Annotated in this window: 19 protein-coding genes; 12 read left to right on the top strand and 7 right to left on the bottom strand. The window is 38.0% G+C overall.

The features are described from left to right. Positions 1-727: 727 nt before the first annotated feature. The 4 genes from FLJC2902T_RS13720 to FLJC2902T_RS13705 all read right to left on the bottom strand — a co-directional run bounded on the left by FLJC2902T_RS13720 (position 728) and on the right by FLJC2902T_RS13705 (position 4,537). Entirely contained in the window at positions 728-1,609 is an 882-nt protein-coding gene (locus FLJC2902T_RS13720) for an SDR family oxidoreductase (RefSeq protein WP_023580409.1), read from the bottom strand. A gap of 60 nt (positions 1,610-1,669) precedes the next feature. Beyond that, positions 1,670-2,179, bottom strand: a complete 510-nt coding sequence (locus FLJC2902T_RS13715) for an SRPBCC family protein (protein ID WP_023580408.1) — start codon at positions 2,177-2,179, stop codon at positions 1,670-1,672. A gap of 67 nt (positions 2,180-2,246) precedes the next feature. Then, entirely contained in the window at positions 2,247-3,386 is a 1,140-nt protein-coding gene (locus tag FLJC2902T_RS13710) for a methionine aminotransferase (protein ID WP_262487999.1), read from the bottom strand. A gap of 5 nt (positions 3,387-3,391) precedes the next feature. Then, a complete protein-coding gene (locus FLJC2902T_RS13705; RefSeq protein WP_035678814.1) occupies positions 3,392-4,537 on the bottom strand; it encodes a formylglycine-generating enzyme family protein in 1,146 nt (381 codons plus the stop codon). Positions 4,538-4,805: 268 nt separating this feature from the next. On the opposite strand from FLJC2902T_RS13705, the gene FLJC2902T_RS13700 reads away from it, so the two are divergent. Together FLJC2902T_RS13700 and FLJC2902T_RS13695 are read left to right on the top strand one after the other, a co-directional pair. Then, positions 4,806-5,174, top strand: coding sequence for a panthothenate synthetase (locus tag FLJC2902T_RS13700; protein ID WP_245594755.1), 369 nt, complete (start codon positions 4,806-4,808; stop codon positions 5,172-5,174). Between the two features lie 247 nt (positions 5,175-5,421). Further along, the gene (locus FLJC2902T_RS13695; protein WP_023580403.1) at positions 5,422-7,005 is read left to right on the top strand and encodes an arylsulfatase; all 1,584 of its coding nucleotides are present in this window, start codon (positions 5,422-5,424) and stop codon (positions 7,003-7,005) included. A 136-nt stretch (positions 7,006-7,141) separates the two neighbouring features. On the opposite strand, the gene FLJC2902T_RS13690 is transcribed toward FLJC2902T_RS13695, so the two are convergent. After that, positions 7,142-7,981, bottom strand: coding sequence for a hypothetical protein (locus FLJC2902T_RS13690; RefSeq protein ID WP_023580402.1), 840 nt, complete (start codon positions 7,979-7,981; stop codon positions 7,142-7,144). Positions 7,982-8,765: 784 nt separating this feature from the next. Between FLJC2902T_RS13690 and FLJC2902T_RS16540 the strand changes: the two genes are divergently transcribed. From FLJC2902T_RS16540 to FLJC2902T_RS13650, 10 genes are all read left to right on the top strand, one after another. Next, entirely contained in the window at positions 8,766-8,978 is a 213-nt protein-coding gene (locus FLJC2902T_RS16540) for a cupin domain-containing protein (RefSeq protein ID WP_023580401.1), read from the top strand. Positions 8,979-8,992: 14 nt separating this feature from the next. Further along, positions 8,993-9,106: a cupin domain-containing protein gene (locus FLJC2902T_RS16535; protein WP_023580400.1), complete on the top strand. Its 114-nt coding sequence runs from the start codon at positions 8,993-8,995 to the stop codon at positions 9,104-9,106. Between the two features lie 73 nt (positions 9,107-9,179). Next, complete coding sequence (locus FLJC2902T_RS13680; RefSeq protein ID WP_051364410.1) at positions 9,180-9,740, top strand: helix-turn-helix domain-containing protein; 561 nt, start codon at positions 9,180-9,182, stop codon at positions 9,738-9,740. 104 nt (positions 9,741-9,844) lie between these two features. Continuing rightward, positions 9,845-10,414, top strand: coding sequence for a helix-turn-helix domain-containing protein (locus FLJC2902T_RS13675; RefSeq protein ID WP_023580398.1), 570 nt, complete (start codon positions 9,845-9,847; stop codon positions 10,412-10,414). Beyond that, positions 10,411-10,791, top strand: a complete 381-nt coding sequence (locus tag FLJC2902T_RS13670) for an Hpt domain-containing protein (RefSeq protein WP_035678812.1) — start codon at positions 10,411-10,413, stop codon at positions 10,789-10,791. Before FLJC2902T_RS13675 ends, FLJC2902T_RS13670 begins: the two co-directional genes overlap by 4 nt. Next, entirely contained in the window at positions 10,788-11,222 is a 435-nt protein-coding gene (locus FLJC2902T_RS13665; protein WP_023580397.1) for a response regulator, read from the top strand. Before FLJC2902T_RS13670 ends, FLJC2902T_RS13665 begins: the two co-directional genes overlap by 4 nt. A gap of 698 nt (positions 11,223-11,920) precedes the next feature. Then, positions 11,921-12,415: a sll1863 family stress response protein gene (locus FLJC2902T_RS13660; protein WP_023580395.1), complete on the top strand. Its 495-nt coding sequence runs from the start codon at positions 11,921-11,923 to the stop codon at positions 12,413-12,415. Positions 12,416-12,569: 154 nt separating this feature from the next. Then, positions 12,570-12,770 (top strand): CsbD family protein, encoded by a 201-nt coding sequence (locus FLJC2902T_RS13655; RefSeq protein WP_023580394.1) that lies wholly within the window; start codon positions 12,570-12,572, stop codon positions 12,768-12,770. 129 nt (positions 12,771-12,899) lie between these two features. Next, positions 12,900-13,055, top strand: coding sequence for a lmo0937 family membrane protein (locus FLJC2902T_RS16280; protein ID WP_155958915.1), 156 nt, complete (start codon positions 12,900-12,902; stop codon positions 13,053-13,055). Between the two features lie 38 nt (positions 13,056-13,093). After that, positions 13,094-13,351 (top strand): YtxH domain-containing protein, encoded by a 258-nt coding sequence (locus FLJC2902T_RS13650; protein ID WP_023580393.1) that lies wholly within the window; start codon positions 13,094-13,096, stop codon positions 13,349-13,351. A gap of 89 nt (positions 13,352-13,440) precedes the next feature. Here the strand turns inward: FLJC2902T_RS13650 and FLJC2902T_RS13645 are convergent, their stop codons facing one another. Next, complete coding sequence (locus FLJC2902T_RS13645) at positions 13,441-13,971, bottom strand: GNAT family N-acetyltransferase (protein ID WP_023580392.1); 531 nt, start codon at positions 13,969-13,971, stop codon at positions 13,441-13,443. 336 nt (positions 13,972-14,307) lie between these two features. Continuing rightward, positions 14,308-14,436 carry a hypothetical protein gene (locus FLJC2902T_RS16585; RefSeq protein WP_262487998.1) on the bottom strand — a complete coding sequence of 43 codons (129 nt, stop codon included), beginning with the start codon at positions 14,434-14,436 and terminating at the stop codon, positions 14,308-14,310. Between the last annotated feature and the right edge of the window lie 470 nt (positions 14,437-14,906).

Here is a 14,906-nt window from a genome sequence, read left to right as displayed (position 1 = left end):
ATCTCTGAAAGTTTGCTTTCGCAGGCGCAGTAGGAGTTTGCAGTCACAGTCGCGGTTTGCAGATTTAGAAAAGTCACAGTCATAGTCGCAGTCACAGTCGCAGTTTTCAGTCACAGTCTGTAGATTTTAAAAAGTTGAAGTTTGCAGTCGCAGTTTGTAGTTATAGTTTTAATGCCGATTTAAGTTGTTTTGAACCGAATCGTTCGGGATTTATTTGGAATGGCAATTCCTGCTGTACGCTATATCTTTTGTTCCTCTCGTTAAAAAAACGAGATCCACAAAAGGATGTCGCTCCCATCAGGGGTAGGTAGCCAACTTTAGAACCTTTTGAAAGTCCTGGGGAAAAAGCGGTAGGTAGAGAGAAGACATTGTTCATTTTCCGGTCGCCCTCGCGCCAGAGAGGTAAAGGTTTATTTGATTAAAAAGCTTTATTCGGGTTTAGGGAAAGGGTATTTTTAAATTAATAATGCGAATCAAGGGTTGAAATAAAACACTGATATCCTTCATGCAAGACCTGACAGGTTTTTAAAAACCTGTCAGGTCTGCGTTAAGAATCGAAAAGTTACAGATTCAACCCTTGATTAGCATTAATAAGGACAACAAAAAAGTTAGCCCAAATTTCTTCAAGCTAACTGTTATTCTTTTTTCAATCTGCAAACCGCGACTGTAAACCGTGACTTTTTTAAATCTGCAAACCACGACTGCGACTGAAAACTGCGACTGAATACTATTTACTTCCTTTCGACTTAATCATCATCTCCAGCATGTCCCACAATTCTGAAGGAACCTGTTCCAATAAGTTGAATTGGCCTGCTCCCTGCAACCATTCGCCACCATCAATAGTAACAACTTCACCGTTAATGTATGCGGAGAAATCGGAAACCAAATATGCGGCTAAATTCGCCAATTCCTGATGGTCGCCCACACGTTTTAGTGGTACTTTTTTGGATAAGTCGAATTTCTCTTTCAGGTCACCCGGCAACAAACGGTCCCATGCACCTTTGGTAGGGAAAGGTCCGGGAGCAATGGCATTCATCCGAATGCCGTATTTTGCCCATTCCACTGCTAAACTTCGGGTCATGGCTAGAACTCCGGCTTTGGCTGTAGCACTTGGTACCACATATGCAGAGCCTGTCCAGGCATAAGTTGTAACGATGTTTAGAACGTTGGTGTTGGTTTGTTTTTCTGCTATCCAGTGTTTTCCGAAAGCCAGTGTACAGTTTTTGGAGCCTTTCAGTACAATATCAATAATCGTATCCCAGGCATTGGCAGATAATCGTTCGGTTGGAGAGATGAAGTTTCCGGCTGCGTTGTTTAATAATACGTCGACTTTACCATAAGCTTTTAAAACTTCGGCCAACATAGCCTCTACCTGATCATAATGACGCACGTCGCATTGAACGGCAAGGCATTTTCCTCCGGTTTCCGATTCTAATTCTTTGGCTGTGGTTTGTAGTTTTTCCAAATCACGGGAAGTAATGGCGACTTTCGCACCCAGTTCCATAAAGTATTTCGTCATTGCTTTTCCCAAGCCGCTTCCGCCACCGGTTACTACAATTACTTTGTCTTCCAGTGCGTTATCGCGTAGCATTTTTGCTGAAAAGTTCATAAGGTTGTTTTTTTAGAATCGTAAAGATAAATAAATTTACTATGCATGCATAATAATAAATCAGTTTTTGAGGAGATAGTCTTCCAGACGGTCAAAAGTGCCTTTGAATCCGAGTTCCATGTTGGCATGGTTTTCGCCAAAGGTTTTTACTTCCGCATCTGAGGCATTGTAAGGCGCTACGATTAGCGTAATGGTTGTTATCCCGTTCAGTTCCTCAAGCGTGAGGATATTGAACATTTCCAAAGGCCAAGTTTCGCTGAAAGGAGCACGAATTACACCCTTATCCTCATTGGAAAAGCAATTTAGAAATTCGATTTTTTTATCGGGAAGGATTTCCTTGTAAATGAATCGGCCCCACATTTTTGTTGCATCGGGAGATTCTATATAGTAATGGCAAAGACCTCCGGGACGAAAATCAAAATCGGTAACGCCTGTGGAAAAACCGGTTGGTCCCCACCATTGCTCGAAACGTTCGGCTTCCGACCAGGCCTTGAAAACTAAATGTATAGGGGCCTTAAAATCTCTTGAAATGATAAGCTTGTTATCAATATACAGATTGTGATGCGACATACTTATAAGAATTTGACATTCTTAAAGATAGAAAAAAAATAATACAAATTGTTATTTTTTATTAATTCTATATCCGGTTCAGCTTCTCCGCCGCGGCTATAAGCGTTTTATCGGTCTTGGCAAAGCAAAAACGAAGTACCTTATTGTCGGTTCCGTCCTTATAAAAAACCGAAAGCGGAATGGCAGCCACACCGTGTTTTGTAACTAATTCCCGTGAAAAATCGACATCGTTATGAGTACTTATATTTCGATAACTCATCAACTGAAAATAGGTGCCGTCGCAAGGCAATAATTCGAACCGGCTGTCTTTAATCAGTTGTCGGAACAAATCCCTTTTTTGAAGATACATTTTGGAAATCGCGTTAAAATCAACCACATCCAAATAATCGGAAATAACATGTTGTGAAAGGCTGTTCACGCTGAAAACCAAAAACTGATGTACGTTTTTAATTTCGGTCATTAATTTTTCAGGGGCAATCAAATAGCCTACTTTCCAGCCGGTTACATGTAGTGATTTCCCGAAAGATGAAGCGATAATGGTTCGGTCAATCAATTTCGGACGTGTATGAAAGGAAATATGCGGATGTGAAAACGAAATGTATTCGTAAACTTCATCACCCAATATCAATACCTGCGGATGTTTTTCCAGCAGCAGTTCAAACGCTTCAAATTCGGCATCGGTCCAGATTCTTCCTGTTGGGTTATGTGGATTATTGACGATGATCATTTTGGTTTTGGTCGATAGTGCGGCTTCGATTCGGTTAAAGTCGGGCGAATAATCATCGTTTAGTGAAATCCGAACCGGAACGCCACCAGCCATAAGTACCGATGGTTCATAGCTGTCATAACTCGGATCCAGTATAATCACTTCTTCACCTTTGTTCACAAACGTGTTAATAGCGGTATAAATTCCCTGAGTCGCACCCGCAGTTACCACTATTTCAGTGATGCTGTTTATCTTTCGCTGATAATGCAGCAGTGTCAGTTTGGCGATTTTTTCCAGTAAAGACGGCAAACCCGCCATGGGTGTGTACTGGTGTATATTCTCCCTTAATAAACGTTCTGAAATTTGCAGCAGTTGTTCGTCTACCGGAAAATTCGGGAATCCCTGTGATAAATTAATGGCTCCGTATTGGTTCGCCAATTGTGACATTACTGAAAAAATACTTGTAGAGATGTTAGGTAGTTTGGACATTATTAGTAGAATCTTATTTATTTGGTTTTACGATCTTTTACACAACGGAAACCAACATGGTTTGTTCCGGTACGCCAGTCGCCTTTTCCCCGGGTTCCCATCACATAACGGGAGCAATATTGGTCGGTACACAAATAAGAACCGCCTTTGTGTACTTTTTTTTGTACGCCCGGTTCAGCTGGGTCATGGCTTTCTTTCGGGCCTTGCGGATTTTTTACGGTTTCTTTTCCGGACATTGTTTCAAAATAATCATTGCGGTACCAATCGGAGCACCATTCCCACACATTTCCGGAAATATCATACAAGCCATATCCGTTTTTAGGGAATTGTTTCACCGGAGCCATTCCTTTGAAACCGTCTTCCCCCTTGTCTTCGATTGGAAATTGCCCCTGAAAGGTATTGGTCATGTGTTTTCCGTTTGGTATGAAGGTGTTTCCCCATGCGAATTTCTGTGCACTTAAACCGCCTCTTGCGGCAAATTCCCATTCAGCTTCCGTGGGCAAACGTTTTCCGGCCCAGGCAGCATAGGCAACAGCATCTTCCCAGGCAATATGAACCACCGGATAATTTTCACGGCCTTTTATTGAACTGTTCGGGCCTTCCGGATGGCGCCAGTTGGCTCCTTTGACATAATTCCACCATTGGAAATAATTATCAAGCTTTACGGCAGATGCAGGTGGTGTAAAAACTACGGAACCGGCAACCAACATTTCGGGTAAGGCATCGGGGAATTCTTCTTTGGTAGGTGTTGTTTCAGCGATGGTTTTATAGCCGGTAGCTTTCGTAAAGGCTTCAAATTGGGCATTGGTCACTTCGGTTTCGTCCATCCAAAAACCATCAACGTATACTGAGTGAGGTTGGCAATCGGAAGTTAACCCGCTAATTTGGCATAAGGATTCGCATTTTTCATCGGTTCCCATAAGAAAAGTGCCGCCGGGTATCCATTGCATATTTTTTGGATTTTGATCGGGTGGCGTATTTTTATTTTCAATCGTTTTTTTGGAATCGTCAATGTTATTTGGAATCGTTTCGGATTCCGAAAGATGCAGTGGATCGGTATTTGTTTTGGTAGTGCAGGAATGAGTTACTGCAATAACAGTTGTAAAAAATGTCAATTGTAAACAATAAAATAGGGCTGCAGCAATCCGTTTTCTATTTTTCATTTGTGTAATGTATTAGACAGACAATTGTTTTACTTCTAACAAATATAGTTTATTTATAAATCATAATTAATTATCGGGATTGATAGCTTTTGAAAGTCTGTTTTTCAGGGAATTTTGATTTTATTTTATGAGCAGGCAGAAGCTACTATCCTGAGGTATTTTAAGTTGTGAATAAAATCATGTAAATTTTATTTTTCTTTCTTTCCGGAAAATCAAATCGAAATAATAGTAATTAACTGATAATAAAGTTATTAATACTTTGTGTGGAATGTGTTATTTTGTATCTTTAAGGTTGTTAATTTTAAATCCGATTGCCATGAAAATGTTAGTTACGGTTATTTTTCCCATCGAACCCTTCAATTCGATGGTAAGAAATGGAAAGGCGGGAGAGATACTAGGGCGTATAATCGAAGATATTAAACCGGAGAGCATCTATTTTTCGGAACTGGAAGGTTGCCGTAGTGCCATAATGGTCGTAGAAGTGAATGAGGCCTCAGCTGTTCCCGCTATCGCCGAGCCTTGGTTTTTAAATTTTGAAGCCACCTGCGAGTTCAGAATCGCCATGACCCCTGATGATTTAATGAAAGCAGATCTAGCCAAACTAGCTGCAAAATGGTATGATGTTCATTTGATGTAAAGAATAACAGCATCGTGAAATACCATTGAAAAGGGTTTTTCATTTCCTGTTATGTTTCCTAATGTGATGGAGCTAGTGTTTTAAAATGATGCCTGAATAATGTCATACTCCAAAAATAAAATGCTTCCGCGTGTTCTGAAAAAATGCGAGGGGCAGAATTATGAGATAGCATAATTTCAATTGATTGCCCAGACTTATATAATTCCACCCAATAAGTTTATTAATTCATCAAATAAAATTAAAGCAAATGGGAAAATGTAAATCAAGAGCTGTTTTTTTGCACGATTTCGCAGGAAAAAGCAATTATTTTAAGACACTTTTGTTCTTCTGTATGTGCTGCTTTCTGTGCAGCAGTTCCTTTTCACAGAAAAAAAAACCGAATATTCTTGTCATTTGGGGCGATGATATCGGATGGTTTAATGTGAGCGCTTACAACATGGGGATAATGGGGTATAAAACACCCAATATTGACCGCATCGGAAAAGAAGGCGCCATCTTTACGGACTGGTACGGGCAACAAAGTTGTACTGCAGGCCGTGCCGCATTTATTACAGGTCAGTCTCCCATCCGTACCGGGCTTACCAAAGTTGGTTTACCGGGTGCTGATATCGGTTTAAATCCTAAGGATCCAACTATTGCGGAGTATCTGAAAGGACAGGGGTATGCCACCGGACAATTTGGCAAGAACCATCTCGGTGATAAGGACGAATTTTTGCCCACAAATCACGGTTTCGATGAGTTTTTCGGAAATCTGTACCATCTTAATGCAGAAGAAGAACCGGAAAATCCCGATTATCCAAAAAATCCGGAATTCAAAAAAAGATTCGGCCCTCGTGGTGTGATACATTCTTATGCCGGAGGAAAAGTTGAAGATACAGGTCCGCTTACACGAAAAAGAATGGAAACCGTTGATGAGGAGTTCCTGGGAGCTGCCATGAATTTTATGGATAAGCAAGCAAAGGCGGATAAACCGTTCTTCTTATGGTTTAATTCCACCCGCATGCACATTTTTACACATCTAAAACCGGCATCAGTAGGCAAAACAGGTTTAGGGGTTTATCCTGACGGAATGGTAGAGCATGACGGGATGGTTGGGGAACTTTTAAAAAAACTGGATGAATTGGGAATAACAGACAATACAATAGTAGTCTATGGTACCGATAACGGAGCGGAGGTAATGAGTTGGCCCGACGGCGGAAGTACTCCTTTCAGAGGTGAAAAAGCCACTAACTGGGAAGGCGCTTACCGCACACCCTGCCTGATCCGCTGGCCCGGAGTAATAAAACCGGGAACCATTGTTAATGATATGTGTGCCCACGAAGATTTGCTTCCGACTTTTTTGGCGGCTGCCGGCGATCCTGATGTTGTCGAGAAAACAATGAAAGGGATGAAAGTGGGCAATAAGACTTTTAAAGTACATCTTGATGGTTACAATCTGATTCCGTTTTTTAAAGGGGAAGTAAAAGAATCGCCCCGAAAAGAATTCTTGTATTGGAGTGATGACGGCGATCTCTTTGGTATTAGAGTCGGTATGTGGAAGATTGGCTTTATCGAGCAGAATCATACAGGTCTGGGTGTTTGGCTGGAAGATTTCAACAGGTTGCGGGGCGCTCGTATATATAATTTAAGATCGGATCCGTTTGAAAGAGGACCCGAATCGTTTGAGTACGACAAATGGATGGCAGACCGTGCCTTCCTCATTGTACCTTCTCAGGCCATAGTGGCCAAATGGCTGGAGTCCTTTAAGGAATATCCGATACGACAAAAACCGGCCAGTTTTAATCTTGATGCTGTGATGGATAAGCTGACTAAGCCGTCCGGAAAAAATTAAGTAATTTTGAGAGCGGTAGTAATGTGTTTAAAGTAAGCAGGAGAAACAAGAAACAAGAAACAAGGGAGCCACTTTACCTATAGAAGAGTGGCTTTTTTATGGATTGAAATGAAAGTTGACTGTGCGATTTGGGTTGTTACTTGATCGGGTATTCTTTTTCGATAAGCTGCTTTAAATGAGCAGAACTTTTTTTAACCTGGTCCAGTTCCCCGATTAAACGTTTATTCAGTTGTTTCGCGGCAAGAACATCGCTCATAAAATGATTGATAATGACATAATCATTGGTCATTAATTTAATTCCTTCACGCGGGATTTCAGGTTGAATGAATACGGAGGCATCGAAAAGGTTAGCCCTTGAATCCAGCAGTTTCAGTCTGACAAAGCGTTCGGTTTCATAAGTCGATTTCATTCGGTTTACGTTCATGTAGTGTTTGTTGATGGCATTCGACACCGCTTTGTTTCGAATGAGTCGCAATCCGCCGGCATTCTTTAACTGCAGTATAGTACGCTCACTGATATCAGGCAAACCAAAGCGAAGCGTTGCATTGTTTGTAAATTTATATAAGTGATAAGTGTTTTCGTCCCGCGTTGGTTTCGCCAGCATTTTTACAATGGAATCAAACTCTCCGTCGGTTTCGGTTCTCCATCCGATATAAGTTTCCAATTGGGTGTAATCTGTTTGAAGATCTTCGGTAAGTGAATACATGAGAACTTCCTCCCTATTGTGTTCGATAACATGTTCCAGCCGATATTCAGCAAGAAAGCCGCAAAAGACCGCGAGAAACAGCATTAAAAACTCCCAGAAATAGGCTTTCCAGTTCTTTTTTCCATTATGGTGAACATGAGGATGCGCTTCCATAGTTTCGTTTTCTTTAGTAGTGATGGTGTCAGGTTCTTTGTTATCGTTGGTTTTTTCCGGTTCCAATGGTAGTAGATTATCTGAAATTTCATCACCGGTATCTGTATTTTCAGTCATATGGATGAATAGTTTTAGTTGGAATTAGTTGACCTACCTGAGGTATAAAGACCCGTAAATTTTGTAATGATGCCTAATGGTAGAGTGTAGTAGGTTGATACTCTGTAGTAAAGGTACTCGATTTGAAGAAATTGGCTACGCTGTTTGATTCACTTTTTTATGAGGATTCCAATACGGATAGTAAAGTGGTTCTATTTTGCAAGCTCTCTTTTTGATTTTATTACGTCGATTGTAGGAGGTTTTTTCTTGTCTCAGTTGCAGTATCATGTGGTTTACCACCTTTATAACTCCGTTTGCCCGGTTGATTAACGTGGTTTACCACGTCTCGAAGTGCGTTTACCACGTGGGGTAGGGTGGCTGACCACGTTTCGGACTCCAATTATCACGTTAGGTAACGTGGTTCACCACGTTAGGAACCTCATTTACCCCGTTGTCTAACGTGGTCAACCCCGTTTGGAACGCCATTTACCACGTTGTCCCACGTGGTGAACGCGCTTCCGAACGCCATTTGTTACGTGTGATAACGTGTTATTTTACGTCAGGAACCCCTTTTATTACGCTTGAATGCGTATAAAAATACATCAGGAACCTCTTCAATTACGTCAGGATGCACACAACGGGTTGTTTGATTGTTTTTTGTAATGGAGAATACATCTCAAAACTCACGAAAAACTGTTTTTATTAAGACTTAACCGATTAAAGCAGTTATCTTTGTATGGTGTAAGCGTGTTGTAAATCAAGTAATTATGTTTTAAATTGAAAATAAAAATATATTCAAAAGACCATGAACTCATCTGACGTTGAAAAAGAAAAATCACATATTATTGTTGAAATCATTCAATACATCCCTAATGCTGTCCTGAGTAAAACAATTATTAAAAAAACCACGGGTAACATTACCGCTTCTTCGTTTGATGCCGGTGAGGAATTGGCTGAAAAACATCTCCGTTTGACAATTACATCCAAATTATTGACGGTACAGCAGAAATTAGAATAAATGAAAAAACGCATTTGTTAAAACTGGGAGAAGGCATTATCATTCCGGCGCATGCCCGACATTCTTTTAATGCCAACGTGCAATTTAAAATGATTTCGACAATTGTAAAAAGTGGTTATGAAGACTAACGTTTAAGTGGCCGAAATCACTTTTTGGATATTTTTTTGTGTTATCACCATTCAAAACACAGCAGCATAGAAAATGAAGCTTTACATAAAATATATGGTTAGCATCCGATGCAAGATGGTAGTGAAAGCCGAACTGGAAAAAATGGGGATACGCTTTGCACTGCTCGAACTCGGTTCGGTTGAAACTATGGACGATTTAAGTCCGGAGCAACTCCGGGAACTTAAAATTGCCTTATTGAAATCGGGTCTTGAGCTTATGGATGATAAAAGAGCGGTGTTGATTGAAAAAATAAAGAACATAATTATCGAAATGGTGCATTACTCCGATGAAGTGCCTAAAATAAATCATTCCGTTTACATCAGTGAAAAGCTGGGACAGGATTACACACACGCAGCCAAAATGTTTTCTGAAGTGAAAGGCATAACCATCGAGCATTTTATCATTGCCCACAAAATAGAAAGGGTGAAAGAATTACTTCTTTATGATGAACTCAGCCTTACGCAAATATCATACATGCTCAATTACAGCAGTGTTGCCCACCTGTCGCAACAATTTAAAAAGGTGACCGGACTTACGCCGAGTTTCTTCAAACAACTTAAAATAAAAAAGCGTATTGCCTTGGATAATCTCTGAATTATATAACTCTTATCAGAAATTATACAACCGAAAAGCAACCGTAAATCGTAACTTTAACGTTAACGGTAAATTGTGTTGCTTTGAAACTTTACATCAAATATATGGTGAGTAACCGCTGTAAAATGGCGGTTAAGGAAGAACTCAAAAAGCTTGGGATTCACTTTATTGTGATGAGTCTGGGAGAAGTTGAGATCATGGAAAAGCTCTCTTTGGAGGAAAGAAGACTCCTCAATAAAGGATTGCTGGTTTCGGGTCTTGAACTTATGGATGATAAAAGAGCGGTTTTAATCGAGAAAATTAAAAGCATTATCATTGAAATGGTACACCATTCTGACGAGATAATTAAAGTGAATTTTTCTAATTATTTAAGTGAAAAACTAAACCTTAATTACACCTACCTCGCCAACCTTTTTTCTGAAGTACAGGGAACAACCATCGAACAATTCATAATTTCCAATAAAATTGAACGTATTAAGGAACTGATAATATACGATGAACTGAACATTACGGAAATAGCCGATAAGATGAATTACAGCAGTGTGGCGCATCTTTCGGGTCAGTTTAAGAAAGTAACCGGACTCTCACCGTCGCATTTTAAAAAATTAAAAGAAAAAAGACGCCACCCTATTGAGGAAATAGGCAAACCAAACTTTATTCAAATTGAATCATGAACGCGACAGCTAAAGAAAAATACACTAATCTGAACTATTTAAAGCAACTCACAGAGGGCGATACAATATTAATAGAAGAAATGATCCGCATTTATTTAAGACAGACACCGCTGATAATAGATGCCATGAAAGAAAGTTTAGTGCACAACGATTGGCAGTCACTACAGGAGGCCATACATAAAATTATTCCGTCTTTTTCCATTATGGGAATTGGGTACGACATCGAAAGCATCGCAAGAAGAATTCAGAAATATGAATATTCACTTACGATTTCAAAAGAAATTCAGGCTCAGGTTTTCGAATTGGAAACCATTTGCGAAGAAGCCTTCAAAGAACTGGAAGCTGAACTTAAGAACATAAAAGAAAACACCTTGTGAAAACTCCAAAAAAAATTAAATTGTTTCTTGTTGATGATGATGCTTTATTTCTGAAATTATTGGAAATCGAATTTCATCATCATGCTGATTTTGCAATAGAAACTTTTGAAAGCGGTGAACGCTGTATCGAAAACTTATCACACAATCCGGACATTATCGTTCTTGATTACCATCTCAATGGCATTGATAAAAATGCAATTAACGGTATTGAAACATTGGATAAAATTAAAAGTTATAATTCGAAAATCCCCGTTATCATGCTTTCCTCCCAGGACAAAATTGAAGTGGCAGTCGATTGTATGCATCACAACGCTTTTGATTACATTGTTAAAAGCGAAACCGCCTTTGTGAGATTGCAAAAAGTTATTACCTCGTTTTTTCAATTCCAAAAGATGGAACGGGAACTCAATTGGTACATGAGCCGAATGTGAATGTGTGTTTCCTCCCTTTCAAAAAAAACGTATCCGAATCTCAAAAAACGATTTCAAAAATAACGTAATAATATAACTTATCGGCAGAGTTGTATAACACATATAACCAAAAAACAACCAACTTTACTAAAGATTAAAGTGTTTCCTTTTTACACTGAAAACACAACTGAGAAACTTTAAAAAAAACATATAATAATACAATTTTGATTTCGATTACCTTGATGATTGAAAAGGACTGTTGGTTTCAATGGTCCTTTTGTTTTACAAAAATATATTTCAGTCGGAATTATATAATTTTTGCAAGAAGTTATGTAATGGTTTCCGTTCATTATTTCTGAACTTTACATAAGAAAATTACACATTCGTTCATAACTTTTTAAGGAGATTGTCTCAAACACAGTAAAGCAGCAATAACAAAAAAATCATTGAGAAATTGGTATTGTCTTCAAAACGCAAAACCATATTTAAAATGATTGCTTGTACGATTTATGCATCTGTTATTGTTGGGATAATCTCCTTTTTATTTACTGTAAATCATAATGAAAAACATCCAAGGTCATTTATTGTGTAAAGAAGAGGAATCACTAAGTGTGAATAATATAACTCTTCTTTTGAATTGTATAACACATTCCGTCACAATAAAACCACCTTTGTAAAATGGAGATGATCCATTTATATAACTAATACAATGTAAGAAAATGAAAAAATCAATTTTTATTCTGGCCATATCGACTTTTATGGTAGGAATGCTGGGAACAAGCTGTAAATCGGATACGGCGAAAGAGGCTGAGGCAGAAGATGTCGTAGAGGCAACACATGAAGCGAAACAGGATGAGGCGATAGTCGAACAGGACAAAGCGTTAGATGAGATGTCGGAACAAAAGGTGACAGATGATGTGAATGCGGAATGGAATGCCTATAAAGCGGAAACCGAAGCAAAAATCAAAGCCAACGAAAAACTCATCAGTGATTTGAAATTGGAAATCAAAAAAGCCGATAAAAAATACGATGAAGTTTATCTGAAAAATATTGAGTTGATTGAAAAACGAAACTCCGAATTAAATTCGAAAATTAACAATTTGAAAGTCAGCAGTAAAGAAGACTGGAAAGAATTTAAAACAGAGTTTAATCGTGATTTGGATGAACTTGGAAAATCAATCGGTGATTTAACAAGAAAAGACAATAAGAAATAATATCAAAAAAAGCAGAGCCAAATTCTGCTTTTTTTATTCAACAAAAATGAAACCTGTGAATCATGTAAGTTTAAAAAGGAGTTGTGTAACACTTTGAAGGTTAGAATGTTGACCTTTGTACTGTAACAATTAAGTTACGCTAAAGTACATTATTATGGAAAAAGGAAAAACCGTTACGGCACCAGTTAAATTAAATTGGGAAGATCAGAAAAAGAAATTAAGAGCCAAATTTTCGACATTAACGGATGCCGATTTAAATTTTGAAGAAGGCAAAAAGAATGAAATGTTTTTGAAAATTCAGACTAAATTGGGTAAAACCAGATCAGAATTGGATGATGTCATTTCTAAATACTAATACATAAATGGAAAAGAATCGTTAAGTACCATACTTAACGGTTTTTCTCTTACAATTAAAAAAGGTGCGATACAATGCATATCACACTTTCCTAAAAAAAAACAAGCTTAAAAATTAAAATTAAATTTTATGGGCAATTTACTCTTTACAGCAGCAGTAATTCTACTTATCCTTTGGGCAGTGGGATTCTTCGCATATGGGGCGGGAAACATTATACATATCCTGCTTGTTATTGCAGTTATAGCAGTCTTATTAAGACTGATACAAGGAAAAAAAGCATTATAAATTCAATAAAATATAAATTCAACAAAATAAATAAAATCATGGAAACAGGTAAAGTGGCATTAGGAGTATTAGGCGGATTAGCAACGGGAGTCCTATTAGGTATACTGTTCGCTCCGGCGAAAGGATCGAAAACAAGAAAAAGAATCCTTGAAAAAGGACAAAAATATGCCGACGATGTAAAAGACAAATTGGATGAGGTCTATAAAAACGGCACCGATAAATACAATAATTTCTTATCCGAAGCCAAAGATGCGGTTTCACAAAAAGAAATAAGTAATTCAAACTTAAATAAATAGGAAAGCTCCGGGGAAACTCGGGGTTTTTCTTTTGTGATACAATTTCGCGACTGTAACCAGGTAAGCAGTAGTTTTTGGTATTTCGGGTTCTATTCGAAAAATTCTTTGGGATATTTTATTTCTCCACGCACACTAAGTAAACCCTTTTCGGTTAAGGAGACAATCATACAGTTTTCTTCGGGAACATTAAAAGGTGTTTTTATGCCATACTTGCTGGTTGGTTCATACCCAAATCTCGGATAGTAGTTTTTATGCCCTATGAGAATAATGGATGTATATCCTAATCGTTTTGCAATACTATGACTTTCGGTAATTAATCTGGAACCGATCCCTTTTCCGTGAAATTCGGGCTTTACCGAAACCGGTGCTAAAGCAAGGGATTCGAACGATTCGGTTTGATTTTCAATGCGTAACCTGGTCAATAAAATATGTCCGACGATTTCGTTTTCAATTTCGGCAACAAGTGACAGTTCGGGAATAAACGCATCAGATTTTCGTAAACGTTCCACTAAAAAATGTTCCTTATGGTCGCTGTATTCTATATTTCGGAACGCAGCCTCTATAAGCTCGTGCACCTTAGGGTAATCATTTTGGTTTTCTTGTCGGATTCTGATTTCCATGAATCATTTAGGTTAAAGGTGTTTTTACGTTAATAGCAAATGTAAAAAAGAAAACCCGAATAACTCCTTTGTAAAGTCCCGTTACTTCATGCCATCGAAGTGTATACGTAATACTTGTGATTTAAATTTTATTTTTAAAAAAAAGTCACAACTATTGTTTCAATTTTTAATTTTTTAAAAAAATGAAACACATTTTGTTTCAAAATATTTTATTTTAAAAAAATGAAACAAGTTTCTCTGCTACATTTTTTGAATACATTACTGCGTCAACAGACTCACATAAATAAAAACCCTCGCAATTACGGTGAGGGTTTGTTTTTATAGTGAATGGATAAATTATTCTTCCAATAAAACTTTCAAAATGGTAATCGCCGCTTCACTGATTTTAGTCCCGGGACCAAAAACCGCTACCGCTCCTGCATCAAACAAATACTGGTAATCCTGCGCCGGAATTACTCCTTCCATAATCAGTATTATATCTTTTTGGCCGTATTTTTTCTGTACAATTACCAAAGAACAACTAAAATGGGCGCGTCTTTTCAATGCTTCAGATGGAGTTAAAACGCTTGACTTTACAGGTATTTAGCAGGAATAATGTTATTCAGATTAATTTGAAATAATAAGAAATTGCTGTAATTGTTTGGAAATTAGAAAAATAAAAATAAATCTTTGCAACAGAAAATTAATAACTCATAAAACGAAGAAAAATGTTTGTATTTAAATCATTACCTCAAAGCAATGCGTCAGTTGGAACTGGTGTGGCTCTTCTTCGTGGCTTACCGCAATCATAGATAAATAAAAAATATATGAAAAAGCCCGAAGACATTTAGTTTCGGGCTTTTTTTTTGTTTATTCTAGATCCTACAAAATTACTTCCCGAAAACTACTTATTCAAATGAATAAAAATTTGCCTTGGATTTCCATTGGCAGTTATA

It is taken from the genome of Flavobacterium limnosediminis JC2902 (assembly GCF_000498535.1).
In the GTDB taxonomy this organism is placed as follows: Bacteria; Bacteroidota; Bacteroidia; order Flavobacteriales; family Flavobacteriaceae; genus Flavobacterium; species Flavobacterium limnosediminis.
Note: the sequence above shows the minus strand (reverse complement) of the source record. Positions and strands in the feature narration are given on the sequence as shown.

Bases quoted from the DNA above. Each gene is read 5' to 3' on its own strand.
- FLJC2902T_RS13690 (WP_023580402.1), bottom strand. From the start codon at position 7,981: ATGACTGAAAATACAGATACCGGTGATGAAATTTCAGATAATCTACTA.
- FLJC2902T_RS13700 (WP_245594755.1), top strand. From the start codon at position 4,806: ATGTGTTATTTTGTATCTTTAAGGTTGTTAATTTTAAATCCGATTGCC.
- FLJC2902T_RS16585 (WP_262487998.1), bottom strand. From the start codon at position 14,436: ATGGAAGGAGTAATTCCGGCGCAGGATTACCAGTATTTGTTTGATGCA.
- FLJC2902T_RS13715 (WP_023580408.1), bottom strand. From the start codon at position 2,179: ATGTCGCATCACAATCTGTATATTGATAACAAGCTTATCATTTCAAGA.
- FLJC2902T_RS13680 (WP_051364410.1), top strand. From the start codon at position 9,180: ATGAAGCTTTACATAAAATATATGGTTAGCATCCGATGCAAGATGGTA.
- FLJC2902T_RS16540 (WP_023580401.1), top strand. From the start codon at position 8,766: ATGAACTCATCTGACGTTGAAAAAGAAAAATCACATATTATTGTTGAA.
- FLJC2902T_RS13670 (WP_035678812.1), top strand. From the start codon at position 10,411: ATGAACGCGACAGCTAAAGAAAAATACACTAATCTGAACTATTTAAAG.
- FLJC2902T_RS13695 (WP_023580403.1), top strand. From the start codon at position 5,422: ATGGGAAAATGTAAATCAAGAGCTGTTTTTTTGCACGATTTCGCAGGA.
- FLJC2902T_RS13645 (WP_023580392.1), bottom strand. From the start codon at position 13,971: ATGGAAATCAGAATCCGACAAGAAAACCAAAATGATTACCCTAAGGTG.
- FLJC2902T_RS13705 (WP_035678814.1), bottom strand. From the start codon at position 4,537: ATGAAAAATAGAAAACGGATTGCTGCAGCCCTATTTTATTGTTTACAA.
- FLJC2902T_RS16280 (WP_155958915.1), top strand. From the start codon at position 12,900: ATGGGCAATTTACTCTTTACAGCAGCAGTAATTCTACTTATCCTTTGG.
- FLJC2902T_RS13655 (WP_023580394.1), top strand. From the start codon at position 12,570: ATGGAAAAAGGAAAAACCGTTACGGCACCAGTTAAATTAAATTGGGAA.
- FLJC2902T_RS13720 (WP_023580409.1), bottom strand. From the start codon at position 1,609: ATGAACTTTTCAGCAAAAATGCTACGCGATAACGCACTGGAAGACAAA.
- FLJC2902T_RS13660 (WP_023580395.1), top strand. From the start codon at position 11,921: ATGAAAAAATCAATTTTTATTCTGGCCATATCGACTTTTATGGTAGGA.
- FLJC2902T_RS13675 (WP_023580398.1), top strand. From the start codon at position 9,845: ATGGTGAGTAACCGCTGTAAAATGGCGGTTAAGGAAGAACTCAAAAAG.
- FLJC2902T_RS13650 (WP_023580393.1), top strand. From the start codon at position 13,094: ATGGAAACAGGTAAAGTGGCATTAGGAGTATTAGGCGGATTAGCAACG.